The sequence below is a fragment of the Pseudomonas sp. N40(2020) genome (genome assembly GCF_014472415.1).
Classification (GTDB): domain Bacteria; phylum Pseudomonadota; class Gammaproteobacteria; order Pseudomonadales; family Pseudomonadaceae; genus Aquipseudomonas.
On the sequence record NZ_JACSZV010000013.1, the window covers coordinates 91,896 to 117,428 of the forward strand.

Annotated in this window: 25 protein-coding genes and 1 pseudogene; 13 read left to right on the forward strand and 13 right to left on the reverse strand. The window is 59.7% G+C overall.

Features of this window, described 5'->3' with window-relative positions:
* Nucleotides 1-152: 152 nt before the first annotated feature.
* Complete coding sequence (gene ureC, locus IAI51_RS11270) at nucleotides 153-1,853, forward strand: urease subunit alpha (RefSeq protein ID WP_187678552.1); 1,701 nt, start codon at nucleotides 153-155, stop codon at nucleotides 1,851-1,853.
* An 84-nt stretch (nucleotides 1,854-1,937) separates the two neighbouring features.
* Here ureC and IAI51_RS11275 read toward each other — a convergent pair whose 3' ends face one another.
* Nucleotides 1,938-3,362, reverse strand: coding sequence for a hypothetical protein (locus IAI51_RS11275; RefSeq protein ID WP_187678553.1), 1,425 nt, complete (start codon nucleotides 3,360-3,362; stop codon nucleotides 1,938-1,940).
* 326 nt (nucleotides 3,363-3,688) lie between these two features.
* Between IAI51_RS11275 and IAI51_RS11280 the strand changes: the two genes are divergently transcribed.
* Complete coding sequence (locus IAI51_RS11280; protein WP_187678554.1) at nucleotides 3,689-4,858, forward strand: sensor histidine kinase; 1,170 nt, start codon at nucleotides 3,689-3,691, stop codon at nucleotides 4,856-4,858.
* Here IAI51_RS11280 and IAI51_RS11285 read toward each other — a convergent pair.
* Entirely contained in the window at nucleotides 4,828-5,133 is a 306-nt protein-coding gene (locus tag IAI51_RS11285; RefSeq protein WP_187678555.1) for a chaperone modulator CbpM, read from the reverse strand. The genes IAI51_RS11280 and IAI51_RS11285 overlap by 31 nt on opposite strands.
* 23 nt (nucleotides 5,134-5,156) lie before the next feature.
* A complete protein-coding gene (locus IAI51_RS11290; RefSeq protein ID WP_187678556.1) occupies nucleotides 5,157-6,107 on the reverse strand; it encodes a DnaJ C-terminal domain-containing protein in 951 nt (316 codons plus the stop codon).
* A gap of 292 nt (nucleotides 6,108-6,399) precedes the next feature.
* Here IAI51_RS11290 and IAI51_RS11295 point away from each other — a divergent pair, with 292 nt between their 5' ends.
* Nucleotides 6,400-7,674: an Hsp70 family protein gene (locus tag IAI51_RS11295; protein WP_187678557.1), complete on the forward strand. Its 1,275-nt coding sequence runs from the start codon at nucleotides 6,400-6,402 to the stop codon at nucleotides 7,672-7,674.
* A gap of 135 nt (nucleotides 7,675-7,809) precedes the next feature.
* On the opposite strand, the gene IAI51_RS11300 is transcribed toward IAI51_RS11295, so the two are convergent.
* The 3 genes from IAI51_RS11300 to IAI51_RS11310 form a co-directional block, all read right to left on the reverse strand.
* On the reverse strand, nucleotides 7,810-8,823 hold the full coding sequence (locus IAI51_RS11300; protein ID WP_123530840.1) for an AI-2E family transporter: 1,014 nt from the start codon (nucleotides 8,821-8,823) through the stop codon (nucleotides 7,810-7,812).
* Between the two features lie 305 nt (nucleotides 8,824-9,128).
* On the reverse strand, nucleotides 9,129-9,434 hold the full coding sequence (locus IAI51_RS11305) for a PsiF family protein (RefSeq protein ID WP_187678558.1): 306 nt from the start codon (nucleotides 9,432-9,434) through the stop codon (nucleotides 9,129-9,131).
* Between the two features lie 63 nt (nucleotides 9,435-9,497).
* Nucleotides 9,498-10,292, reverse strand: coding sequence for an AraC family transcriptional regulator (locus IAI51_RS11310; RefSeq protein ID WP_187678559.1), 795 nt, complete (start codon nucleotides 10,290-10,292; stop codon nucleotides 9,498-9,500).
* Between the two features lie 96 nt (nucleotides 10,293-10,388).
* Between IAI51_RS11310 and IAI51_RS11315 the strand changes: the two genes are divergently transcribed.
* Nucleotides 10,389-11,276 carry a DMT family transporter gene (locus IAI51_RS11315; RefSeq protein WP_187678560.1) on the forward strand — a complete coding sequence of 296 codons (888 nt, stop codon included), beginning with the start codon at nucleotides 10,389-10,391 and terminating at the stop codon, nucleotides 11,274-11,276.
* Nucleotides 11,277-11,396: 120 nt separating this feature from the next.
* Here IAI51_RS11315 and IAI51_RS11320 read toward each other — a convergent pair whose 3' ends face one another.
* The 3 genes from IAI51_RS11320 to IAI51_RS11330 form a co-directional block, all read right to left on the reverse strand.
* Nucleotides 11,397-12,287 (reverse strand): esterase/lipase family protein, encoded by an 891-nt coding sequence (locus IAI51_RS11320; protein WP_187678561.1) that lies wholly within the window; start codon nucleotides 12,285-12,287, stop codon nucleotides 11,397-11,399.
* A 91-nt stretch (nucleotides 12,288-12,378) separates the two neighbouring features.
* Nucleotides 12,379-12,684: a DMT family transporter gene (locus tag IAI51_RS11325; RefSeq protein ID WP_187678562.1), complete on the reverse strand. Its 306-nt coding sequence runs from the start codon at nucleotides 12,682-12,684 to the stop codon at nucleotides 12,379-12,381.
* On the reverse strand, nucleotides 12,685-13,323 hold the full coding sequence (locus IAI51_RS11330) for an FMN-dependent NADH-azoreductase (protein WP_187678563.1): 639 nt from the start codon (nucleotides 13,321-13,323) through the stop codon (nucleotides 12,685-12,687). It abuts the gene before it with no gap.
* Nucleotides 13,324-13,444: 121 nt separating this feature from the next.
* On the opposite strand from IAI51_RS11330, the gene IAI51_RS11335 reads away from it, so the two are divergent.
* Both IAI51_RS11335 and IAI51_RS11340 read left to right on the forward strand, forming a co-directional pair.
* Complete coding sequence (locus IAI51_RS11335; protein WP_187678564.1) at nucleotides 13,445-14,362, forward strand: LysR substrate-binding domain-containing protein; 918 nt, start codon at nucleotides 13,445-13,447, stop codon at nucleotides 14,360-14,362.
* A gap of 90 nt (nucleotides 14,363-14,452) precedes the next feature.
* On the forward strand, nucleotides 14,453-14,983 hold the full coding sequence (locus IAI51_RS11340) for a bacterioferritin (protein WP_187678565.1): 531 nt from the start codon (nucleotides 14,453-14,455) through the stop codon (nucleotides 14,981-14,983).
* A 142-nt stretch (nucleotides 14,984-15,125) separates the two neighbouring features.
* On the opposite strand, the gene IAI51_RS11345 is transcribed toward IAI51_RS11340, so the two are convergent.
* On the reverse strand, nucleotides 15,126-17,201 hold the full coding sequence (locus IAI51_RS11345) for an AsmA family protein (RefSeq protein ID WP_187678566.1): 2,076 nt from the start codon (nucleotides 17,199-17,201) through the stop codon (nucleotides 15,126-15,128).
* 384 nt (nucleotides 17,202-17,585) lie between these two features.
* On the opposite strand from IAI51_RS11345, the gene IAI51_RS11350 reads away from it, so the two are divergent.
* From IAI51_RS11350 to IAI51_RS11380, 7 genes are all read left to right on the forward strand, one after another.
* Nucleotides 17,586-18,050 (forward strand): hypothetical protein, encoded by a 465-nt coding sequence (locus tag IAI51_RS11350; RefSeq protein WP_187678567.1) that lies wholly within the window; start codon nucleotides 17,586-17,588, stop codon nucleotides 18,048-18,050.
* 172 nt (nucleotides 18,051-18,222) lie between these two features.
* The gene (locus IAI51_RS11355) at nucleotides 18,223-18,855 is read left to right on the forward strand and encodes a TetR family transcriptional regulator (protein ID WP_187678568.1); all 633 of its coding nucleotides are present in this window, start codon (nucleotides 18,223-18,225) and stop codon (nucleotides 18,853-18,855) included.
* Between the two features lie 242 nt (nucleotides 18,856-19,097).
* Nucleotides 19,098-19,598 (forward strand): urease accessory protein UreE, encoded by a 501-nt coding sequence (gene ureE, locus IAI51_RS11360; RefSeq protein ID WP_187678569.1) that lies wholly within the window; start codon nucleotides 19,098-19,100, stop codon nucleotides 19,596-19,598.
* Nucleotides 19,595-20,269 (forward strand): urease accessory protein UreF, encoded by a 675-nt coding sequence (locus tag IAI51_RS11365; protein WP_187678570.1) that lies wholly within the window; start codon nucleotides 19,595-19,597, stop codon nucleotides 20,267-20,269. Before ureE ends, IAI51_RS11365 begins: the two co-directional genes overlap by 4 nt.
* A gap of 23 nt (nucleotides 20,270-20,292) precedes the next feature.
* Nucleotides 20,293-20,907 carry an urease accessory protein UreG gene (gene ureG, locus IAI51_RS11370; RefSeq protein WP_187678571.1) on the forward strand — a complete coding sequence of 205 codons (615 nt, stop codon included), beginning with the start codon at nucleotides 20,293-20,295 and terminating at the stop codon, nucleotides 20,905-20,907.
* A 27-nt stretch (nucleotides 20,908-20,934) separates the two neighbouring features.
* Nucleotides 20,935-21,507: a HupE/UreJ family protein gene (locus IAI51_RS11375; RefSeq protein ID WP_187678572.1), complete on the forward strand. Its 573-nt coding sequence runs from the start codon at nucleotides 20,935-20,937 to the stop codon at nucleotides 21,505-21,507.
* Nucleotides 21,508-21,679: 172 nt separating this feature from the next.
* A complete protein-coding gene (locus IAI51_RS11380) occupies nucleotides 21,680-22,813 on the forward strand; it encodes an AGE family epimerase/isomerase (protein ID WP_187678573.1) in 1,134 nt (377 codons plus the stop codon).
* A 148-nt stretch (nucleotides 22,814-22,961) separates the two neighbouring features.
* Here IAI51_RS11380 and IAI51_RS11385 read toward each other — a convergent pair whose 3' ends face one another.
* The 3 genes and pseudogenes from IAI51_RS11385 to IAI51_RS27830 all read right to left on the reverse strand — a co-directional run.
* Nucleotides 22,962-23,867: a cation diffusion facilitator family transporter gene (locus IAI51_RS11385; RefSeq protein ID WP_187678574.1), complete on the reverse strand. Its 906-nt coding sequence runs from the start codon at nucleotides 23,865-23,867 to the stop codon at nucleotides 22,962-22,964.
* A gap of 175 nt (nucleotides 23,868-24,042) precedes the next feature.
* Nucleotides 24,043-24,807, reverse strand: a complete 765-nt coding sequence (locus IAI51_RS11390) for an SDR family oxidoreductase (protein WP_100846416.1) — start codon at nucleotides 24,805-24,807, stop codon at nucleotides 24,043-24,045.
* 517 nt (nucleotides 24,808-25,324) lie between these two features.
* Nucleotides 25,325-25,533 (reverse strand): annotated as a pseudogene (locus IAI51_RS27830) (hypothetical protein); the annotation flags it as partial.

The following is a 25,533-nucleotide window of genomic DNA, read 5'->3' on the forward strand; positions in this document are numbered from 1 at the left end:
CGTGCGCACCGCTGCCCCTCACCCCAGCCCTCTCCCGAGGGAGAGGGAGCCGAGCACCGATAGCCGCCACACCGCGATCAGTCCCCTCTCCCTCCGGGAGAGGGCTAGGGTGAGGGTCGACGGCTCACCACTATTTTCCTGAAGGACGCAGCATGAAAATCTCCAGACAAGCCTACGCCGACATGTTCGGCCCCACGGTCGGCGACAAGGTGCGCCTGGCCGATACCGAGCTGTGGATCGAAGTCGAAAAAGACTTCACCACCTACGGCGAAGAAGTGAAATTCGGCGGCGGTAAAGTCATCCGCGACGGCCAGGGCCAGAGCCAACTGCTTGCCGCCGAAGTGGTCGACACGCTGATCACCAATGCGCTGATCATCGACCACTGGGGCATCGTCAAAGCCGACGTCGGCCTCAAGGACGGGCGCATCGCCGCGATCGGCAAGGCCGGCAACCCGGACGTGCAGCCCAACGTGAATATTGCCATCGGCGCCAGCACCGAAGTGATCGCCGGCGAAGGCATGATCCTCACCGCCGGCGGCATCGACACGCACATCCACTTCATCTGCCCGCAGCAGATCGAAGAAGCGCTGATGAGTGGCGTCACCACCATGATCGGTGGCGGCACGGGACCTGCCACCGGCACCAACGCCACCACCTGCACTTCGGGCCCATGGCACCTGGCGCGCATGCTCCAGGCCGCCGATGCCTTCCCGATGAACATCGGCCTCACCGGCAAGGGCAACGCCAGCCTGCCGGAGCCGCTGATCGAACAGGTCAAGGCCGGCGCCATCGGCCTTAAGTTGCACGAAGACTGGGGCACCACCCCGGCGAGCATCGACAACTGCCTGAACGTGGCCGACCAGTACGACGTACAAGTGGCGATCCACACCGACACCCTCAATGAATCGGGGTTTGTGGAAACCACCCTCGGCGCCTTCAAGGGCCGCACCATCCACACCTATCACACCGAAGGTGCCGGTGGCGGTCACGCGCCAGACATCATCAAGGCCTGCGGTTTTGCCAACGTGCTGCCGAGTTCGACCAATCCGACCCGGCCGTTCACCCGCAACACCATCGACGAACACCTCGACATGTTGATGGTCTGCCATCACCTCGACCCGAGCATTGCCGAAGACGTGGCATTCGCCGAGAGCCGCATCCGCCGCGAGACGATTGCCGCTGAAGACATCCTCCATGACCTTGGCGCGTTCTCGATGATCAGCTCCGACAGCCAGGCCATGGGCCGCGTCGGCGAAGTCATCACGCGCACCTGGCAGACCGCCGACAAGATGAAAAAGCAGCGCGGCCCGCTGCCCCAGGACGGCGCAGGCAACGACAACTTCCGCGCCAAACGCTACATCGCCAAATACACGATCAACCCGGCGATCACTCATGGCATCAGCCATGAAGTGGGTTCGATCGAAGTAGGGAAATGGGCGGATCTGGTGCTCTGGCGCCCGGCGTTTTTTGGCGTGAAACCGACGCTGATTCTCAAGGGAGGGGCCATTGCGGCGAGCCTGATGGGTGATGCCAACGCATCGATTCCGACACCGCAACCGGTGCACTACCGCCCGATGTTCGCCAGCTACGGCGGTTCGCTGCACGCCACCAGCCTGACCTTTATCAGTCAGGCCGCGCAGGAAGCCGGATTGCCGGAAACGCTGGGGCTGAAGAAGAAAATCGCCGTGGTCAAAGGTTGCCGCGAGGTGCAGAAAACCGATTTGATCCACAACGATTACCTGCCGAACATCGATGTCGATCCGCAGACCTATCAGGTCAAGGCCGACGGTGTGTTGCTGTGGTGCGAACCGGCAGACGTCTTGCCAATGGCGCAGCGCTACTTCCTGTTTTAACGCTCTCCGTCGTGAATACGGGCATCACGCCCGTATTCACCCTGAACAGAGCGTTTCACCCCGCGCCGAAGGGCCATTTCAACTTTATGGAAAGAGCATTTGCATGTGCTCATCGGTGTAGTTGTAGTCCCATCGGAGCTCGGTGCCTGCGGGAATATCTTCAGTGGCAAACGCCGTATTGAGCAAATAACGTTTAAGGTCGGTGACCTCGTGTCCCGGTAATTGCACATCGACGTTAAACCCGATCAGTTTGACGTTGTAACCGTCCCGCGCCTGCCGCACGGGCTTGCCCGTGGCGTCATAAATAAAGTTGGTGTTCATTCTGGAGATGATGTTATCGCCGACAATCGCGACCGCTCCCGGCCCCAGTTGGCCTGACCTCAAGACCACATCCATGCCGATGATCATTGTGTATACCTGCTCGGTCGGGTGCAGGAACCTGGCCGAGCGGATGGTTCCGCCGTACACGCCAACCACTTCACCCTTGGCGATCCGCCGGTTCGCCACCACCATCGACTGACCAATCAAGGCGCGTTCGCCCGGGACTTTCATATCCGCCTCGGTGAACTGACGCAGTTGCAGCTTTTCGTCATAAAGCCTGGCGACGGCTTCATAACCCTCAAATCTTATAAAGGGCCTGATTTGCCTGGACTTGTAGTGCTCGACAGGCAGATGCGGCGACTCGGGTTCAATCGTGACGTCACTCTCGAGAAAACGAATGCGTGCAGGCCTGCCGAGGCTGTCCCTTATCGGGTACTTGCCGTTGTTGGCGCGGTTGTAGGAACCCAATTGATTATTCATCGATGTGTAACGTACCTCCTGCCTCATGACCGCGAGTTCCTGTGCGCTATACGGTTCGATCGGCATGGATTCAGAGGCCATTTCGAACACATCGTCCGGCTCCTGCGACCGGGTCGGCAGTGACTCCATCGCCAGTTCAAATTCGTCGTCGGACAGCGGCGTTTCGAGAGAACTCTTGCGCCGGGTTGAGCGCAGAACGGGAAATCCGGACTCATCCAGCGGACGCCACAGACGGCTGTCGGCATCCCGAACCAGCACGGGGCCGGAGGGCTCACGCTCGCTCGGCAGCTTGGCCCGCCATTGTCCTGTTTCAGGGTCCGCGCCCACATGCACAGCGCCGTCAGACACCTCGACGTAACGACGCCCCTTGAATGTGCGCAGGCCCTGTGCGTCGGCCGGTGGCAACAGCTGGACCGATACCTTGCTCAGATAATCCGCCCAGGGTCGTTGATCCGGCATCGCGGGAGAGCCTGAGGAGGACGGTGTTTCGCGCACTGAAACCGGTAACGCGGATGACGTAGCATCCGCGTCGATGTTCAGCGTTGTCCTGCCGGGCTCGCCGGGTGTACGTGGAGGGGTGCTGCCGGAGGGGCCGAAATCGACACGGTGCGAGGCGTCGGGCAAGGTGGGCTGTCCATCGGGGGTCTGCCTGGGGCGGGTATGGACATCAACGGTAACGGTGCCTTTGGAAGGCGGTTTCAATGGCATGTTTTTCATCCTTGAAGAGTTAAAGGCGTCATTGCCCTTGTTATTACTTTGCCTATTTAAATCTGTAACTTTTTACCAACTGTCAGACGAGGAAAGTTCCTTTTCCCCAGATCAGACCCAAGCAGACTAAGCACTTTAACCAAGAAGTTAAAATTCAAAATCCTGTTAATAGCGCTGCGCCAAACAGACTCAATAGTGAATTTCAAAAGCAGGAAAACCGATAGAAACGACGTCTCTGCCCGTTTGGCCCCCTCCCCCCTAAACGGTAGTACTTACCGGCGTACAAAGGGGCTAATATCCCCGAACACTCTAGAAAGGAACCGGCCATGCGCCTATCCGAATTCATCAGGCAACACGTGGATCGTATCGTTGATGAATGGGAGGAGTTCGCCAGCACTATCACCCCCGCCGCCGAACATATGGACAGCCAGGCCTTGCGTGATCACGCCAGCGCAATCCTTCTGGCTGCTGCCCGGGATATGGAAAAACCGCAGAATTCGAAAGAGCAGGCAGCCAAAGCCAAGGGCGAAGGCCCGGACATAACCCCGAGCCTGGACGAGGCCGGGGCGAGTCACGGCGAATTGCGCCACACCGTCGGCTTCGATCTGGTGCAGATGACCAGTGAGTTCCGTCACCTGCGTGCCTGCGTGATTCGTCTCTGGGTCGAGAGCCTCGATTCGCCGCAAACCAGCTATTTCCAGGACATGATCCGTTTCAACGAGGCCATCGACGAAGCGCTGGCCGAGTCGACGGCGGCCTACGCCGAGCAGGTCAATCATTCGCGCGATATCTTCCTCGCGATCCTCGGCCACGACCTGCGCGCGCCGTTGCAAGCGGTGAGCATGTCCACCGAATTGCTGTTACGCAAAACCCGCCTTGAAGGCGATGCACTGACTTGCGCGCTCAACATCAAACAGGGGGCGCGACACATGGCGGCGATGGTCAGCGACTTGCTGGAACTGGTTCGCAGCCGACTCGGCAAGACGCTGCCGATCGAGCCGGCGCCGATGGATCTGGCCGACGCGGCGCGGACAGCCATTGCCGAGGCCTGTGCAGGTAATCCGGAGTGCGACGTAGCGCTGAACGCCCACGGCGACACCCGAGGTACATGGGATGCCGGACGGCTGGATCAACTTTTGCAAAACCTGATCGGCAATGCCTTGCAGCACGGTTCAAATACCTGCCAAGTCACCGTCACCCTGGACGACCAAGTCGATGTGGTGTGCCTCTCGGTGCATAACCATGGAACGCCGATTGCCGAAGAGGCCATTGGCACTATCTTCGATCCGCTGGTGCGCAGCGCCGACGAAACGCTCGGACAGCCCTCGACCAGTCTCGGGCTGGGTCTGTTTATCGTGAAGCAAGTGGTCGACGCGCATGGCGGAACAATTGAAGTGACCTCGAATGAGGCCGACGGTACGCGGTTCAGTGTGGTGCTGCCCAGAAAGGTCCAAGCAGGAAACAACTACTCGACCACCAGCCGACCCAACCGCTGACGCAGCATGCGGTTCTCGGCCCGCAGCTCCTTCACTTCTTCCAGCAAATTCAACGCCAGGGCGACGCCTTCCCATTCCAGTTCCAGATCGCGCCGCAGCTTGGCGGCGCGTTTGGCCAGAGTCAGTTCGTAATCGGTGAAACGCCATTCCCTGGGCTGCGCGCCCTGAGGTTCGAGGATGCCGTGTTCGACGATTTCGATCACGTAGACGTCCGACAAATCGGCCGCCTCACAGAATTCTGCCATGTCCAGTTGAACGATCAGGGGGCTGCTCATGGTGGGCTACTCCGTCGCTGGGTTCAGAAGTTCTCTCGCGGATTGAAGGCGGCTTTTTTCGCCAGTTCCTGCCACAACGCCTTGACGTCATCGTCCGCTGCTTTCGGCATCACGGCCTTGAGCTGCACGAACAGATAACCGCGCTCGCCGGCCTTGTTTTTCAGACCATGGCCCTTGGCGCGCATGCGCTGACCGTTCTGGCTGCCGGCCGGAACCTTGAGGTTGATCTTGCCGGTCAGGGTCGGCACGGCCACTTCGGCGCCCAACGCCAACTCCCACGGCGCCAACGGCAGCGTGATGATCAGGTTTTCGCCTTCGACATCGAACTTCGGATGCGGCGCGAAACGAATGGTCAGGTACAGATCGCCATTCGCCCCGCCACCTGCGCCGGGTGCGCCCTGACCTTTGAGGCGGATGCGCTCGCCGTCGGTCACGCCCGCCGGGATCTTCACGTTCAGGCTCTTGCTGGTGTTGCTGACGTGCTGGCCGTTGGCGTTGTATTGCGGCACCTGAAAGGTGACCTTCTTCGATTCGTTCGAGAGCGTTTCCTCGAGGAAGATCGGCAGTTCCATTTCCACGTCTTGCCCTCGGCGCCCTGCACTGCGTTGTTGCCGACCTTCACCGCCACCGAAACCGGGGCCGCGATTGCCGAAGATCGAACTGAAGAAGTCCGAGAAGTCGCCGGTGTCGCCACCGCCGCCGCCAAAACCGCCCCGGCTCTGCCAGCCCGGTGGCCCCTGGAACGGCTGACCGTGCTGGCCATAGCGGCGCAGCTCGTCGTATTCGGCACGTTTGTCGGCGCTTTTCAGCGCTTCATAGGCTTCCGAGGCGTCCTTGAACTTGGCCTCGGCGTCCTTTTCCTTGCTGACATCGGGGTGGTATTTGCGCGCCAGCTTGCGATAGGCAGCCTTGATTGCCTTGTCGTCTGCTGTCGGCTCCACGCCGAGTATCTTGTAATAGTCTTTGAAGTCCATTGAAGGAATCACCGTCCGTTATCGATTTCGCGCCGATGCCAGCATGCGCCGATTCGCGCATGCCGGGTTGACCGATCTCAAACTTGTGACCGGGTGGCGCAGCAGAAGTTTATCGGCAGTGGGCGACGGTTCTTGCGACCGCCGGTATGTCTGCCGGCCCATGCCAGCAAGTTTGGGGCGAAGCTGCGAGTTTCAACCCAGTCTAGTCGCGAAATAGCTGATGACCGGCCTTCGAATCTGCCGCGCACTGACATACACTGCGCGGCCGTTTTTTGACCGGAACCCGAAAGACATGAATAACGCCTCTCCAGCCCGTGCCTGCGGCATCGACTTCGGCACCTCCAACTCCACCGTCGGCTGGCTGCGCCCCGGCATGGAAACGATGATCGCGCTGGAAGACGACAAGATCACCCTGCCGTCGGTGGTCTTTTTCAACATCGAGGAGCGCCGCCCGGTCTACGGTCGCCTGGCGCTGCACGAATACCTGGAAGGCTACGAAGGCCGGCTGATGCGCTCGCTCAAGAGCCTGCTCGGCTCCAAGCTGATCAAGCACGACACCAGCGTTCTCGGCACGGCAATGCCGTTCAAGGACTTGCTCGGCCTGTTCATCGGCCAGCTCAAGAGCCGCGCCGAAACTGCCGCCGGTCGGGAATTCGAACAAGTGGTGCTGGGGCGTCCGGTGTTCTTCGTCGATGACGATCCGCTGGCCGACCAGGAAGCCGAAGACACCTTGGTGGAAGTGGCACGCAAGATCGGCTTCAAGGACGTGTCGTTCCAGTACGAACCGATTGCCGCAGCATTCGACTACGAGTCGACCATCGAAAAGGAAGAGCTGGTACTGATCGTCGACATCGGCGGTGGTACATCCGACTTCTCGCTGGTGCGCCTTTCGCCCGAGCGTCGCGGTGTGGAAAACCGCCACGACGACATCCTCGCCACGGGCGGCGTACACATCGGCGGGACCGACTTCGACAAACAACTGAGCCTGCAAGGCCTGATGCCGCTGTTCGGCTACGGCAGTCGCATGAAAAGCGGCGCCTACATGCCGACCAGCCACCACATGAACCTGGCGACCTGGCACACGATCAACTCGGTGTACTCGCAGAAATCGAGCCTGGCGCTGGGCAGCATGCGCTACGACATCGAAGACACCGGCGGCATCGATCGCCTGTTCAAGTTGATCGAACAACGCGCCGGACACTGGCTGGCGATGGAAGTGGAAGAAACCAAGATCCAGCTGACCCACGCCGACAGCCGCCATGTGCCGCTGGATCGGATCGAACCCGGGTTGAGCGTGGAACTGACGCGGGCGCTGTTTGAATCGGCGATTGATGCATTGCTGGAGCGCGTGCGCGGCAGCGTCACGCAGTTGTTGAACGACGCGAATGTGTCAGTGGCTCAGGTCGATACAGTGTTCTTCACCGGCGGTTCCAGCGGCATCCCGGCCCTGCGCAACAGCGTTTCGGCGATGTTGCCGAATGCGCGGCATGTCGAAGGGAACATCTTTGGCAGCATTGGCAGCGGTCTGGCGATTGAGGCGATGAAGCGTTACGGCGCAATGGCCTGACCCAGAATCGGCGGCGCGCCCTTCGCGAGCAGGCTCGCTCCCACAGTGGATCGCATTTCAACTGAAGGAATGCGCTCAACATGTGGGAGCGAGCCTGCTCGCGAAGAGGCCAGCTCAAACACTACAAATTCTGAATCAAACCATACCGCCCAGCTTCAACTCACTCTTCAGATACGCATAGTAAATAGGCCCCGCCACTACCCCCGGCAGGCCGAATGCGGCCTCGAACACCAGCATCGCCAGCAGCAACTCCCACGACTTGGCACTGATCTGCCCGCCGACAATGCGCGCATTGAGAAAGTATTCGAGCTTGTGGATAAAGATCAGATACCCCAACGCCGCCAACGCCACCCAGATCGACAGCGACAGGCCGACGATGGTGATCAGCGTGTTCGATATCAGGTTGCCGATCACCGGCAACAGGCCGAGCAGGAAGGTCAGGACGATCAGGGTCTTGGTCAGCGGCAGATGGATGCCGAACATCGGCAGGATCACCGCCAGAAAGATCCCGGTGAAAAAGGTATTGAGCAGGGAAATCTTGATCTGCGCGAAAACGATGTTACGAAACGCCTGCACCAGCAGGTGCAGGCGATCGAACAAAGCGGCGGCCAGTGGCTTGCGTTTGGTGACGTCCGGTATGCGCTGCAGGGCAATGATTGCGCCGAGCACCATGCCGATCAGCAGCGTCACGAACATGTGCGCCGCGTCCTTGCCCACCAGTTGCAGGTCGGCCAGGTGCTTGCTCGCCCATTCGCCAATCGCTACGCGAAATTCCGCGGCGCTGGCCGGCAGATAAGCGTCGATGAACGGCGGCAACTGACCGCGCGCGCGGTCGACCACTCCCATGAATTTGTCGAGGGAAGCCCCGGGATTTTCCGCTTCGTGCAGGAGGAAACTGATGGCGCCGGCGAAGATCAGCGCCAGCACACTGACCACCAGCGTGCCCAGCAGCGCCACCGCCAGCCAACGCGCGCGCCGGCCTTCGATCAGCCGTTGCAGTTGCGGAGTGAGCATGTTGACCAGCTCGAACACCAGCAACCCCGCCAGCAGGCTGGGCAACAAGCGCAGCGGGAGCACCAGCAGCAAACCGCCGAAAATAATGATGCAACTGACCCAGAACACAACATGACGCTCAGAAAACGTTGGCATACAGCCTCAAAACGAACGGCGTAAAAGGATTGGCAGTCTGCCAGCGATCCGAGATGAGCACTAGGGATATGCGGTGTTTGCAGCCCTCACCCTAGCCCTCTCCCAGAGGGAGAGGGGACTGATCGGGGGATGCTGAGGATATCCGGCGACCTGAAAGAGCTGATTGAATCCATAATCAACAGCTTTGTTCTGGTCGACGAATGTCTTGAGACAACGCGGTCAGTCCCCTCTCCCTCCGGGAGAGGGTTAGGGTGAGGGCGAATCTCAAGACGGACTCAAAAAACTCAGGCAGTACGCGAACCCGTTTATTTTTTCTTCAGGCATTCACTCATGAACGTCTTGCGCGCATCACCGGCCAGCGCCTTGGTTTTCGCATCGGCATTACACGTTTTCATCTTTTCCTGCTGCGGGGTCAGGGCCTTGGCGTCGTTGGCTGCCGGCGCTGCCTTGAGGCAGGTGCTCATGAAGGTTTTGCGCTCATCGCCTTTCAGACTCTTGGCGGTCGCATCGGCATTGCAGGTGGTCATTTTGTTCTGTTGCGCCGTGGCGGCGAAACCTTGGGAACACAGGAGCAAACCAATCATCAACAAAGGGACACGCAACATCTTCATGGAGTTTTCTCCTTGTCGCCGCTTCGATGGAGGCGGCCTCTTCGGCAGTGTAGCCAAATCTTGTTACACCTTCCTGCCTTCCAGGTGGCTGCGGCGGTACTGCTCCGGCGTGCAACCGGCCTGACGGGCAAACATGGCGATAAAAGCCGAGCCGCTGCTGTAACCCAGGTCGAAAGCGATCTCCTGCACACTGCGCGAAGTTTCCAGCGCTTCGATCGCGGCGAGATAGCGCAGGCGCTGTCGCCACTCGCCAAAACTCATCCCCAGTTCGCGAACAAACTGCCGCGCCAGCGTGCGCTCGCTGACATGCACCTGCGCCGCCCAGTACGCCAGCGGTTGATTGTTGCCAGGCTCAGCCTGCAACGCTTCGAGGATCGCCAGTAACCCGGGATGGCTCGCATAGGGCAGATAACACTCATGCACCGGTGCCTGTTGCAGTTGATCGACCAACACCTGGGCAAGACGCTGATCCGCGTCGAGTTCGGGGATCTTCACGTCGCGGGCGGCGAAGTCTTTGAGAATCGCCTTGAGGATGTCGCTGATCGCCAACGTGCAGGCGCGCGCCGGCAATTCGGCACAGACCTTGGGATCGAGACACACCGCACGATAATTGACCGGTTGATGGCTGTAGAAACTGTGCTCGACCTGCGGCGGCACCCACACTGCGTATTGCGGCGGCGACATGAAACGACTGCCGTCGACGTCCATGTGCAGCACGCCATGGGCCGCGTATTCCAGCGTGCCCCACGGATGACGGTGGGGCGCGGCGAATTCGTGGGCGTTGAAGTCGGCGTAGCGGAAGTACACCGCCGACGGCAGTTCGCTGAAATCCAGCAGATCGATGTGTTTACTGTTCATGCTGTCCGGTTTCAGAGGCAGGTTGTCCGGTTCGAAGTATAGGCCTGCATCCAGACAAGGGATAATCGCGCTTCATCAACGTAATGGTTTCAACGCATGCAATACGCTTTTCCTCTGCTGGCGATTTTTATCTGGGCCGGCAACACCGTGATCAACAAACTCGCGGTCGGTGCGATCTTCCCCGCCGAGATCGGTTTCTACCGCTGGCTGCTGGCGGGTCTGCTGTTCACGCCGTTCATGCTCAAACAAGTGATCGCGCACTGGCCGCAAATTCGCCCGAACCTGGGCAAGATTTTCGTCCTCGGCGTGCTCGGCATGGCGGTCTATCAGAGCCTGGCCTACTTCGCCGCGACCCTGACCACCGCCACCAACATGGGCATCATCTTGTCGCTGATGCCATTAATGTCGCTGGCCATGGCGATCATCAGCCTCGGCCAGCGCCTGACAGCCGGTGCGCTGGTTGGTGCGGTGTTCTCGTTCGCCGGCGTGCTGGTGGTGGTGTCGTCCGGCAGCCTCGGCGCGCTGTTGCAACACGGGGTGAACCTGGGTGACGCGATGATGCTGATTGCCACGCTGGCCTACGCGATTTACAGCACATTGCTGAAAAAATGGCAGCTGCGTTTGCCGCCGCTGGTGTTGCTGTACTTGCAGGTGCTGGTGGCGATTGTGGTGTTGTTTCCGCTGTATGCCACTTCGCCGAAAACCGGGCTGACCCTGCAGAATATTCCGCTGGTGCTGTACGCGTGTCTGCTGGCGTCGATGCTCGCGCCATTGGCGTGGATGCAGGCGGTGCAGCGCCTGGGGCCGAGCCGGACGACATTGTTCTTCAATCTGCTGCCGTTGATTACGGCGCTGATTGCGGCGGTGGTGTTGAAAGAACAACTGGCGATGTATCACCTGGTCGGCGGCTTGTTGACTTTGGGTGGGGTGATTTTGTCTGAGCGCTGGACGACGGTGCTGAGCCGCAGAGTGAGCGTTGCCTGATCCGGCCTGTGGTGAGGGGATTTATCCCCGATGGGTCGCGAAGCGGCCCCTCTCTTCATCCAATAATTGGGGCTGCTGCGCAGCCCATCGGGGATAAATCCCCTCGCCAAAAAAGCACAGTCAGACCCCGGCTGCTTTAAGCCGCGCCGCATGCTCGACAAACAGCCGCACCGGATCGGCGCCCTTGCCCACCAGCCCCAGCGACTGGTTGACGATGTCGAAATGATCCAGCGGATAGTCATCGCCAATCACTGTGCCCAAGTGCGAACTGTAACGCCCGACCATGCCATCGCATTGCCCAGGTTCACGCACGAATGTCTTGGCGAACAACCGGCAACTGCGATTGGTCCCGTCAAACAGATTGCCGCCACGATCCGTCTTGCCCGGCTGCAACGTCCCCGACCACGAGTAATACCTCACGCCGTTGACCTCTTCCGGCCCATGCCCGCCCCAGGTTTCGGGCAGGCCCTGTGGATAACGCTGATTGAACAGCGCCACACCTTCAAAGGTCAGCGATTGGTGCGAGGCGTGGATATCCACCGGCAGTTTTGGCCCGTGATAGCCGGTCTCCAACAGCGCCATCAACCAGCCGACGAAGCGCAGCAATGCCTCAAGGATTCGGCCCTTGGCGCTGTCCGCCGGGTAGTGCTTTTGCAGATAGTCGGCCAGTTCGGAACCGTGATTAGGCCCGGCGACCGACGTCACCGAAGCCACCAGATCCGGGCGTTTCGCCGCGGCATAACGCGCGGTCAGCGAGCCTTGGCTATGACCGAACAGATTGACCTTGGCCGCGCCGGTTTCGCGCAGGATCTCCTCGATCCGTGTCAGCAATTGCTCGCCACGCACCTCGGTCGAATTCAACGGCGACACCTGCACGGCAATCACCGTCGCACCACCACGGCGCAACGCTTTGATGATCCCATACCAATATGGATAGAGAACGAGCCGGATAAACCCGAGCATTCCCGGCACCAGCACCAGTGGATAACGCGTACGCGAGGCATGCGACATGGGCAAACATCCTTGTGGTCGGTGAATGGATGCAAGGCGTGCAAAACGCCCGCCAAGCATCCTCCCTGAACATGACAACTCGATGAGCAGCCTACTTCAGCCCCACCACCCCCGCCACAATCAAGCCTACCGACAGCAGTTTGACCAGCGTCAGGCTCTCGCCGAGCAAGGCAAAGCCGAGAAACACTGTGCCCAGCGAACCGATGGCGGTCCAGATCGGATAGGCGATGCTCACCGGCAAGTCACGCATGGCCAATGTCAGGAAGTAAATCCCGCCGACCGCAGCGACCACGGTGATCATCGACGGCCAGAGCCGGGTGAACCCTTCCGCGTACTTCATGCCCATGGCGAAGGTCACTTCAAACCCCGCGGCGATCAGCAGGAACAGCCAGGCCACCTAGAACGCCCGGGCGAGGTCGAGCAAACGCTGCTCGGCCTCGGCCAGCGACACCGCGAAGGTGCGCTCGGCAGACTCCTCGCCCTCGGCCGCGACTACCGTGACGTCGTTGATGCCGATAAATCCCAGCGCCGTGCGCAGCCATGGATCGGCGTGGTTCAAAGCCTCCAGCTCACCGCCGGGACCGAAGCCGAAACCGCCGCGACTGGTGACGATCAAGGCTTTCTTGCCCTGTAACAGCGGCGTGTACTGGGCAATGCCGTTGTCCAGCGAGTGGTCAAACGTCAGGCCCAGCCGCACGATCTGATCGACCCAGGCCTTGAGGCCACTGGGCACGCTGAAGTTATACATCGGCGTGGAAATCAGCAGCAGGTCGTGGTCGAACAACTCGCCGACCAGTTGATCGCTGAGCGCCAGATCGGCCTGCATCGACAATGGTCGCGCCTCGGGTTCCGGGTAAAACGCCGCCGCGACGAAGGCCTCGTTGACCGCCGGAATCAGCGCCCGACCAACTTCACGCCGAGTTACCTGAGCCTGCGGATGGCGCACTTGCCAGGCACTGAGAAAACCTTCCGCCAAGCGCCGCGAATGGGAGCGATCGCTACGGGGGCTGGCATGAAGTGCAAGAATCCTGTTCATCTATAAATCCTCCGGACTAGAATCAACCTGCTTGTGGCTTGCAGCTTGAGGCGCGTCACGGCATCTCTTCAAATGAACAGAAATCAGTCTGGATGAGTTTATTTCATCCATGGAGTAACAAATGTTCGCCTCGCTGCCGCTAACCGCCCTGCGCGCCTTCGAATCCGCCTCGCGCTTGCTGAGTTTCAAGGCTGCCGCTGAAGAACTGTCGGTGACGCCCACAGCGATTTCCCATCAGATCCGAGCGCTGGAGGACTGGCTGGGCGTCGCGCTGTTCGAACGCCTGCCGCGACAAGTACGCCTGACCGAGGGCGGTGAACGGTTGTTCCGCAGTCTGCACGGCGCCTTGCTGGAAGTGGCGCAAAGCGTCGATACCCTGCGCCCGCAACGCAGCGGCAGCAGCCTGACGCTGTCGACCACCGCCGCGTTCGCTGCGCTGTGGCTGGTGCCGCGACTGGGGCGGTTTTATGCGAAACACCCCAACATCAACGTGCGTCTCGACACCCATTGTGAAGTGATCGATCTGCATCAGGACGCCAGTGTCGATCTGGTGCTGCGCTACAGCCTCGATGACTACCCGAATCTGTATGGCCTCTGCCTGTTCGATGAATCATTCGGCGTGTACGGCTCGCCGGAGCAAGTGGCACTGGCCACACGCCGCACACCGACCTTGATCAGCGTGCACTGGCACAACTCCAAACTGTATGCCCACGGCTGGGAAGCCTGGTGCGCCAAGTCCGGCGAGAACTGGCTGAATCAACATCCGGCGATCCGCGAATACGACGAAGAGCATTACGCCCTGCAAGCCGCGATTGCCGGGCAAGGGCTGGTACTGGCGAGCAATATTCTGGTTTCGGAGAGCGTCGCAAGCGGTTTGCTGGTGCCGTACAAGGGCGAGGTTCAGGTCGATGGGGCCGGCTACAGTGCGTTGTGTGTGCCGGGGCGCGAGCGGCATCCGCCGGTGCGCGCATTTTTTGCGTGGTTGCGCGACGAAGCGCAGCTTTCAGGGTTGGTGCCGAGGTTGCCGAAAATCCCGTAAAACTTTTTGCATCGCTCAAGACTCACAACCTGGTAGGCGATCACGTCAGTAGAGCGTGACGCCAATCGGATTAGCCTCCAGGAGACTGAAATGAGCGACCTGCATTTATCTGATGTTCAAACCCTGCGCGAGCGCGCACGACAACACGTGGAGAACGGCGCGGTGACCGAGGGTTACAGCGCCAACCGTGAAGAGGTGCTGCGCTTGCTCAATGAATCGCTGGCCACTGAACTGGTCTGCGTGTTGCGCTACAAGCGCCACTATTTCATGGCCAACGGCCTGAAAGCCCACGTGGCCGCTGAAGAGTTTCTCGAACACGCCACCCAGGAAGCCGAGCACGCCGACCGCCTGGCCGAGCGCATTGTGCAACTGGGCGGCGAACCGGAGTTCAACCCCGACCTGCTGTCAAAAATGTCCCACGCACAATATGTCGCGGGGAACACTTTGAAAGAGATGGTCTACGAAGACCTCGTGGCCGAGCGGATCGCCATCGACAGCTACCGCGAGATCATTCAGTACATCGGCGAGAAAGACCCGACCACTCGACGCATCTTCGAAGACATCCTGGCGCAGGAAGAAGAGCATGCCGATGACATGGCGGACATCCTGAACGACCTCTGATACCTGATGAATGATCGTTCCCACGCTCCGCGTGGGAACGCAGCCCGGCACGCTCTGCGTGCCTTTTTAATGCCGAACGCGGAGCGTCCGTTGAGGCGTTCCCACGCAGAGCATGGGAACGATCGGGAGAGACGCTAAATGGTTACTTGCTTGGCTTGACGGTCACCGGCGCCTTGCCCGCCTTCATCTGCTCCAGCAGCGGCGCACACTGATTGGGTTCCCCACCACTCGGTGCCACCAGCGCCAGCAGCCCGGCCGCCGGTGCGGCAATCACACCCAGCGCTACCATCCCCGCCCCGCGCAGCAACAACGGCACGGCTTTCACGCCCGCGTCCGGCTTGATGAACTTGCCGCGCACGTACAGCGGAGAACGCAGCGAGATCAAACGCCAGCCCTTGGATTCCGGCGTCACCGTCAGATCCAATTGCTCGGTGGCCATGTTCGCCGTGCCGTCGATGTAGATGATCGCGTTCTCGGTATCGAAGACAAACAGCCGCGTGGTCGCCAAACCCGTCTTGATGTCGAAGTCCGCCGCCGCGCAATTGATCTTCACTTCCTTGTCGCCAAAGATCCTGCCGATCACATAGTTACCGACGTTAAGCCCCGCCAGTTCCATCAACTCACGGCTGATCGCACCGTCGTTGATCAGCATCTTCAGATTGCCATTCGCACCGCCCAGCAGCTTGGCCACCGAGTTACCACGACCGGTGATATCCGCATCGCCGTTCAGCTCGCCGAAACTGGTTTTCATCGGTTCGAAAGTCGGGAACAGCTCCTTGAGCTTGAATCTGCGCGCCGTCAGTTTGGCCCGGCCTTCCAGCGGTTCGGTGCGACCGTTGAGGCGGATCTGCGCGTCCAGATTGCCCCCAGCCACGCCAAAGCGCAGCGGCTCCAGGCTGAGCTCGCCGTCGTTGAGTTTCAGGTGGGTATAAAGGTCGGTGAATGGCAGCTTTTCACTGTGGACGATACGCTTACCGGTGAATTCGACATCGGCGTCCATTGCGCGCCAGCGGTCAGTCTTGAACTCTTCTACCGGCAGCACTTTGTCAGCCGGTTGCTTGCTCTCACCGCCACGGGCCTTTTGTTTGTCGTTCGAATCAGCACCGATCAATGGTGCGAGGTCGGCGAACAGCAGTTGATTGGACAACAGCGCGCCGCTGAGTTTTGGCCGTGGCTGGCTGGCGACGTAGGTCAGGTCACCATGGATGTCGCTGCCGCCGATCTTGCCATTGAATTTTTCATAGGTGAATTTTGCGCCAGCCTCGTCATGCAGCTTGGCGATCAGGTGGCCATCGGTGGAGTAAGGTGGCGTGTCCGGCAGGGTCACGCCGGTCAGCGGGTAGAGATTGCCAAGGCTGGCACCGGCCAGCTTCAGTCGCAGGTCGAGGGCGCCGAGGTTGCGCGGATCGGTGAGGGTGCCGGCCAGTTCAATGCGGGTGTCACCGATTTTCGCTTGAGCCTGCAGCGGGAACGGTTTGCTCGCATCCTGCAAGGCCAACAGGCCGCCGATCTTGCCCTGGCCGGTCAGATTCTGGCCGTGATACTGACCTTTAACCTTTAATGCGAAGGCATAGTCCTGCGGTGCGCCGCCCTTGTCCTGCGCAGTTTTCGCTGCTTTGTCACCGACGATTTCGCTGAACGGAATCGGTTTGCCCAGCGGATCGATCAGCACATCGAGATTGGTCTTGAGGGTCTGGTCATCGAGGGTAACGTGGCCCTTGTCGAACTTGATGGCGCCGATGTCGACAACCCAGTTCGACGGCTCAGCATTCGGGTCCTTGGGATCGAACTTGAACGTCCAGTTGGCGCGGCCATCGGCCAGACGCTGCAATTCGGCGTTGGGTTCGGTCAGGTCAATACGCGGGATCACCACCCGTTGCGCCAGCAATGCCAGCGGCGAGATGCGCAGCTCAACGCGCTTGAGCGTGACCATCTGCGGCTTCTTCGACCAGTCCGGATTACCCAGGCTCAAATCCTCGGCGACCACGTGCGGCCACGGCACCCAGGCGCGCCAACCGCCCTCCTCCGGCTCGCGCTGCCAGATCACTGCGAGGTTGCCGTTGATGGCAAAGGGTCGGTGCAGTTCTTCCGAGACTTTGGCGTTGAGCGGTGGTTTGATCCGGTTCCAGTCGAAGAACACGATGATCAGCACCAGTACGGCCAGTAGCAATAAGAGGATGGCGAAGGTCCAGCTGAAGATTTTTCCAGTGCGCGTCATGCACAAAGCTCCTGATCACGACCGCGCGCCGAAAATGCGGCGCACAGCTGAAACGGCGGGCCAAAGCGGCCCATATGAAATCTGTGACTGGCAAAAGGCCCGCAGGTTTAATCAAAAGGCAGATTAAGACGCAAAAAACCGCGCGCAATCTGACCAATCGGTCGAACAGCGTTACCGCCCCCGCACTTTTGCGAAGCGCGAGTGGGTCGAAAATACCCACTACGGTGCAAAAGCATCCCTCTGAAAGGCCCGTTCTAGAGCCTCTCCGCAGAACAATCAATTCTGTTGATTATTACCATTGCGTTTATGAACTTTTATATCGACTTATCGAGAGTAGCATTGCCCTCGTACCCACTTTATCGCCCTCCCAAGGAGCAACCCATCATGAAACGCCAATTACTGCTCAGCCTTACCCTATCGATGCTTGCCAGCACTGCTTTTGCACTGCCCGCTGCTGACCAGGCTACTCCACAAGTAAAATCGAACCACTCAGTGTTCAGCCAGACCGTCGCTGCTGATGGTAGTGACCGCACTCCACAAGGTCAGACCCTTGCTGAAAACGGCCGTAACCGTCTCGAAGAAAAAGGTCTGGTACAGGATGGCTACGACAAAACCCCACAAGGTCAATTTGTAGCTGAAGGTGGCCGTGATCGTCTGGAAGAGAAAGGCCTGGTTCAAGACGGTTCCGATCGCACTCCTCAAGGTCAGACCCTTGCCTCCGATGGCAGCGACCGCACTCCACAAGGTCAGACCCTCGCTTCCGATGGCAGCGACCGCACTCCACAAGGCCAAACCCTCGCCGAAGGTGGTGGTGACCGTGTCATCGAACGCAACAGCGCTTTGAGCTAAGCCCATGGCGGCCCTGAAAAAAAGCCCAATCCCCGGATTGGGCTTTTGACTTTTCAGCCGCTGCTATTAATAAGTCGCTATTTCCCCGCTGCATCCCCCCGCTGCCGTTCGACGCCGTTAAAGCCGATTTGCTAGAGTGCTGCGCTTGTCCTGCCGAAGAAAACACCTTGCGATGCTGCCCCGCGCCGAACAGAAACAACAGACCCGCAACGCCCTGATGGATGCTGCCCGCCACTTGATGGAAAGCGGCCGAGGATTCGGCAGCCTCAGCCTGCGCGAAGTGACGAAAACCGCCGGCATCGTGCCCACCGGTTTCTATCGGCATTTTGCCGACATGGACGAACTCGGTCTGGTGCTGGTCAGCGAAGTCGGCCAGACCTTCCGCGAAACCATCCGCCTGGTACGCCACAACGAATTCGTCATGGGCGGCATCATTGATGCGTCGGTGCGGATCTTTCTCGATGTGGTCAGCGCCAACCGTTCGCAGTTTTTATTTCTCGCTCGCGAGCAATATGGCGGCTCGCTGCCGGTGCGCCAGGCGATTGGCCGTTTGCGTGAGAACATCAGTTCCGACCTTGCAGCCGACCTGACAATGATGCCCAAGCTTCAGCATCTGGACGCGGCCGGGTTGAGCGTGATTGCGGATCTGATCGTCAAATCGGTGTTTGCCACCCTGCCGGACATCATCGACCCGCCGGCCGAAGCCTTGCCTGAGCATTTGACCCCGCAAGCGAAGATCACCCAGCAATTGCGCTTCATCTTTATCGGGCTCAAGCATTGGCAAGGGCTCGGTAGTACCGAATAAAGATCAAAAGATCGCAGCCTTCGGCAGCTCCTACAGAGATCAAGGTAGGAGCTGCCGAAGGCTGCGATCTTTTTTGTGCGCCGCAAATTGGTGCATGAAAAATTCTTAACGCACCAAAACCTCTCAAATCCCCGCAACATTCCGAAACATCTACTACGATCCGACAGGGATTTCCTACATCTCGTCCGATTGGCAAGCCCCTTGCTCTAGCCTGAGTATTGTCCACTGCTGGAAGCTTTCCGATGCTGGTGATTCATCGCAGAATCGACCCTCAACCCGTCTGGGCCGCCGAGTTGCACCTGACCTTCGAAGCACGGAGCAAAAGCCGTTTGCGCTGTTTCAGTGCCGAGAATGAAGACGTCGGGTTGTTTTTGGAGCGCGGTCAGCCGCCGTTGTATGACGGCGAATGCTTACAGGCTGAGGACGGCCGAATCGTCCGTGTCTGCGCCCGCCCCGAGCAACTGCTGCACGTCACTTGCGCCAACGCCTTCGAACTGACCCGCGCCGCGTATCACTTGGGCAATCGCCACGTCGCCCTGCAAGTCGGCGATGGCTGGCTGCGGTTGCTCGACGATTACGTGCTCAAAGCCATGCTTGAACAGCTTGGCGCGCAGGTCGAAGCCATTGAAGCACCGTTCCAGCCGGAACACGGTGCCTACGGCGGCGGCCATCACCATTCGCGGCACGGCGACGAAGACTTCAACTACGCGCCCAAACTCCATCAGTTCGGCGTACGCCTGTGAATCCGGCCTGGGCGCTGCTGCGCCTGGCCAGTCCACAATTGCCGATTGGCGGCTACAGCTATTCCCAAGGTCTGGAAATGGCCGTGGATAACGGTCGCGTGAACAACCCGGACAGCGCCCGCCGCTGGATCAGCGATCAATTGCTGCTCAACCTCGCCCGCTTCGAAGCGCCGCTGTTGCTCGCCCATTGCCAAGCCGCTGCCGAGGAAAACTGGGACGACTTGCTGCGCATCTGCGAAACCCACCGCGCCAGCCGCGAAACCCGCGAGCTGCATCTGGAGAGCCGGCAGATGGGCTATTCGTTGCAGCAACTGCTCAATGGCTTGCCTGAACTGGACGCGCCAGCACGCCACTTTCTCGATCAATGCGCCGAACCGCACCTGGCACTTGGTTGGGCACTGGCGGCCCGCGCCTGGGGCATCACTCCGCAGGACGCCCTCGCCGCGTGGTTGTGGAGCTGGCTGGAAAACCAGCTCGCCGTCCTGATGAAAACCCTGCCGCTGGGCCAGCAAGCCGCCCAGCGCCTGACCAGCGAACTGCTGCCGCTGCTGCAACAAGCCCAGCAGGACGCCACCCGAATCAACCCCGAACACATCGGCAGTGCCGCGTTCGGTCTGTCCCTGGCGTGCATGGCCCATGAGCGCCAGTACAGCCGCCTGTTCCGTTCCTAGGGCCTGTTATTTTGGAGAAGCATATGAACACACAACCTCTGCGCGTCGGCATCGGCGGCCCGGTCGGTTCCGGCAAAACCGCGTTGACCCTGGCCCTGTGTCTGGCGCTGCGCGAGCGCTACAACCTCGCCGTGGTGACCAACGACATCTATACCCGCGAGGACGCGGACTTTCTGGTGCGCAACGAAGCGCTGGCACCGGAACGCATCATCGGCGTGGAAACCGGTGGCTGTCCGCACACGGCAATCCGTGAAGACGCCTCGATCAACCTCGAAGCAGTGGATCAATTGAACCGGCGCTTTCCGGGGCTGGATCTGATTCTGGTGGAGTCCGGCGGCGACAACCTGTCCGCGACCTTCAGCCCGGAATTATCCGACCTGACCATCTACGTGATCGACGTTTCTGCCGGCGACAAGCTGCCGCGCAAGGGCGGGCCGGGTATTTGCAAGTCTGACCTGCTGGTGATCAACAAGATCGACCTGGCGCCGCTGGTAGGCGCCTCGCTGGAGATGATGGACAGCGACACAAAACGCATGCGCAACGGCAAGCCGTTCGTGTTCAGCAACCAGAAAACCGGCCAGGGCCTGGAAGACATCATCGCCTTCATCGAACGACAGGGCCTGCTGACCGCAGCCTGATTCACTTATCAACAAGGAAGCTTATCCATGACACTCAAACGCATTCTTGGCGCAGTCGCACTGTTGCTGACCCCGGCACTGGCCTTCGCTCACCCCGGGCATGGCGACAGCGGTTTGATCGCCGGGATCAGCCACCCGATCGGTGGCCTTGATCATTTGCTGGCGATGATTGCCGTCGGTTTGTGGGCAGCGCAGCAGCAAGGTGCGGCGCGCTGGGCGCTGCCGTGCACCTTCGTCGGCACCATGTTGATGGGCGGCATGCTGGGTTTTGAAGGGCTGGAGTTGCCGGCGCTGGAAAGCGGGATTGCCGCGTCGGTGCTGGCGCTCGGCCTGGCCGTTGCGTTGGCGGTGCGTCCGCCACTGGTGATGGCGGTGGCGGCCACGGCGTTGTTTGCATTGTTCCATGGTGTCGCGCATGGCCTGGAGTTGCCGGACATGTCCAGCCCCTGGGCGTATGCCGCAGGATTTGTAGCAGCGACCGCTGCGCTGCATGCTGCAGGTTATGCGGTGGTACGTTTCCTGCCTCAGGCTGCTGCGCCGCTGGTGCGACTGGCGGGTGCGGCTTCGGCAGTGACTGGCGCATGGCTGCTGGCCGGTTGACTTCTGTCGCCTGATACGGCCCATTCGCGAGCAGGCTCGCTCCCACATCGGAATGCATTCTCCTGTGGGAGCGAGCCTGCTCGCGAAGGCGGACTGACAGACACAACCTCTCTCTAACCGGTCTCTCTGCTACCATGTCGCGCAATCGCCCCAGCCGTGACGACGTCCGCCCATGCCCCACGCTTCTCGCTCCAAATCCCTGCCTGAATTGACCGCCCTGTTCAGTGAGGTGCAACAGCACTTTTTGAACGTGATCGTGCCGCTATGGCAAGGCCCGGGCTGGAACGCCGACATGGCGCTGCCTTACGAGGCGCTGGACGCCACGCATCAACCATTGCCACCACAACGCTATCGGGCGATGGCCTGCGCGCGGCAGCTCTATCTGTTTTCCAGCCTGATCGACGTTGTGGATAACGCAGAAGTCCGTGCGGCAGCGCTGTTCCGCTCCCTGCAACGGCATTTCCATGATGCCGAGCATGGCGGCTGGTTCTACAGCATCGATCCGCAGGGCAAACCGCTGGATGAGCGCAAGGATCTCTACACCCACGCTTTCATCCTGTTTGCCTGCGCGCATTACTGGGAAAAGTCCCGCGAGCCGCTGGTGGAATCGACGCTGAACGCCGCGCTGGAAGTCATCGGCCGACGCTTTGCCACCGGTGATGGCCTGTACGAGGCCTGCCTGAATCGAGACTGGAACACGCTGGAAACCGGCCCGCTGCAAAATCCGTTGATGCATCTGGCCGAAGCCTTCCTCGCCACCCTTGCCGTACGCGAAGACGCGGCAACGCAACAGGCCCTCAACGAGTTATGCACAGCGATGCACAAGCGCTTCGTCGACCCGCAACATGGCGTGTTGATGGAGAAACCGTTGGGGGCTGTGGATAACTGGTACGAGCCGGGGCATCAGTTCGAGTGGTATTTCCTGCTGGAATCGTCACCGCTATTGCGCGGGTCGAAACTGCATACGGCGCTGGACAAGGCCTTCGCGTTTACCGAGCAGTTCGGCGTGGTACAGCCGTCCGGCGCGGTGCGGGCGATGCTTGATCTGGAGATGGACGGACGCCCGAGAGATTCGACCCAGCGGATCTGGGCTCAGGCTGAATACCTGCGCGCACTAACGTTGCGCCCGGACAGTGAAGCCGTAGTGCTGCATCAGTTGCAGGCGCTGCAACAGCGTTTTCTGCATGCCGGTGGCTGGTATGAGTGCCGCGATGAGCAGGGTGAGATCAGCCGCAAGGACATGCCGTCGACGACGCCGTATCACTTGGCAACTTGCTATAGCGGCCTGGCTGAATATCTTCGCTGATTTCATGGCAATTGAGATTTATCGTGGCGAGGGGATTTATCCCCGATGGGCTGCGCAGCGGCCCCGCTCTTTTCAGGGCTGCTTCGCGCCCCATCGGGGATAAATCCCCTCGCCACAAACTGTGTTCTCAGTAGAGAGCCGGGTTACATCAGGCAATCCACTTCTTGTCACCGGTAAAGCTGATGGTCAACCAGCGCGCCGCATCCGGCGTGCCCAGCTTCGCCGAAATCCCCTCGCGCAATGCATCCAGCTGACCGACACTGCTCAGCGCATAATCCGCCGGCAACACCACATGAATCTCGATAAACCGCGCCCGCCCGTGTTTCTGCACGTAGGACACGTAATCGTCGAAACCATGCTCGGCCTTGGCCACTTCCATCACCTGCCGAACCTGTTCATCAAGGGTATCCGGCGCAATCCCGAGCACATCGCGCAACGCCGGGCGAAGAATCTTGAACGCCGGAGTCAGCATGGTCAGCGCCAGCACGATCAGGATCAGCGGATCGACAAACTTCGCCCACTCGCCATAGCCCTGGGACTTGAGCAGCAGCGCTGCAAGGAAACTGATCAACAGGCCGACCGACAGCATCGCGTCCACCAGCCAACTGATGTTGTCGAACTGGATCAGGCTGGATTTGAGCTTGCGATTGCGCCGACGCACATAGAAGAAGTAGGCGAATTCAACAACGGTAAACACTGCCGCATAGATGATCACCAGACCCAACTCGATCTCGCGACCGCCGTTGATGATGCCGAACACGCCGTTGAGAAACGCGTAGATGGCGATCAACAGCAGGAAACTGCCTTCGATCAGCAGCACCATTGGCTCCAGATGCCAGAAACCGAACTGGAAGCGGTGATTGCTTTGTTTGGCGATCAGCTTGGCGGTGATCAGCATCAGGACTTTGATGAACGTTGCAATCAGCGAGAAAAAACCATCGAACAGGATGGATTGGGAACCAGATACAAAACCGGTGACGATCCCGGCGATCGCCACGGCGAACATCAGGATGGTCGATTGTTTGAGCAGCGACTGCTCACCTCGGTTACTCACTTTAACTCCTCGAAAAACCTTGAAAACCGCAGGGTGCGGTTGGGTTGTTACGAGAGGAGTTTACCTTATCGCCATGTTTTGGCCGATTTGGCCTCTTCGCCAGCAGGCTCGCTCCCACATTCGAGCGCGATCTTATGTGGAAGCGAGCTTGCTCGCGAATGGGCTCACTGGGGTCTTAAGCCTTGTTACGCTCGATAGCAAAACCCGCCCAGGTCTGGCTCACCGGCATCAACTCAAGGCTGTTGATGTTGATGTGCGCTGGCGTATTCATCACCCAGAAAATCGTCTCGGCGATGTCCTGCGGCTGGATCGGCTCCGCACCGGCGTAGGTGGCGTTGTAGCGTTCCTGGTCGCCAGCGAAACGTACCAGCGAGAACTCGCTCTCGCACAGACCCGGCTCAATGTTGCTGACCCGCACGCCGGTGCCCTGCAAGTCGCAGCGCAGGTTCAGCGAGAACTGTTTAACGAATGCCTTGGTCGCGCCGTACACGTGGCTGCCCGGGTACGGGTAGTTACCGGCAATGGAGCCGAGGTTGATGATGCCAGCGCCACGGCCATGGGCGATCAGGCGCGGCAACAGCAAACGGGTCGCGTACATCAAGCCTTTGACGTTGGTGTCGACCATGGTGTCCCAGTCATCCAGATCGCATTTCGGCGCAGGGTCCACACCCAGTGCCAGCCCGGCGTTGTTGATCAGGCCACGCAACTTGGCGAACGACGGCGGCAGGTTGGCAATCGCCTCCTCCATCGCCTTGCGATCACGCACATCGAGCACCAGGCCATGCACTTCGGTCTGCTTCGACAGTTCGGCGCACAGGGCATTGAGACGTTCTTCACGACGGCCGGTCAGCACCAGTTTCCAGCCAGCCTCGGCAAAACGACGGGCACAGGCTTCACCAAAACCAGACGTCGCGCCGGTGATAAACAGGGTGTTGGACATCGTGTTCTCCTCGCTTCGGCTGCCGGAGCAGCCCTTGAATAGAAAATCAGCACGCAGCATGCCCGGCCCCGCATTCACGGGCAACTCCTCTAAGCTGTACAAAAAACAACCAACACGAGCAACGCCTTAACCAACGTGGCTTGTAGCCATGTGCACGCACGTTATCCACAACCCCTTCCACAGTTTCCGGGGGCAAGTGGAAACGCGCAAAGCCGCGCCACACAAGGCTTTGCGAGGGAAATAGAAAGTTTTTTGCTTGACCCTGAACTGACAGATGTGCGGGACATGGCATTTTGCACGACCGAGCAGTTACCGGGGTGATTGCGCGGGGCCAGTAATTACGGCCCTTAGCGCGGTCTTTCCAGAGTTTAATCACAGACTTATCCACAGGACTGCGCACAGGGAAATGTCTGTTCCGGGGTGACCACAAAAAGGTTGACAAAGGCGCCTTACGCTATCGCCAAAACGCCTGATCAAAAAACAACCACAAGCCTGCAAGCCACGGCCTGCAAGGCCTTCAGCCAGCTACTCCCACGTTATTCACAGCCAGCTCCACAGCAAACGGGGACAAGTCAAAACTGTGGAAAAACAGCCATTTGCAGCGTCTATATGTCGCGCTTTGGCAGGTTGGGGAATTTGTTTTCCACAATTTCACAATCGACTTGATATGGAAGATGGATTCACGGTAGGAGCTGCCGAAGGCTGCGATCTTTTGATCTTGTTTTC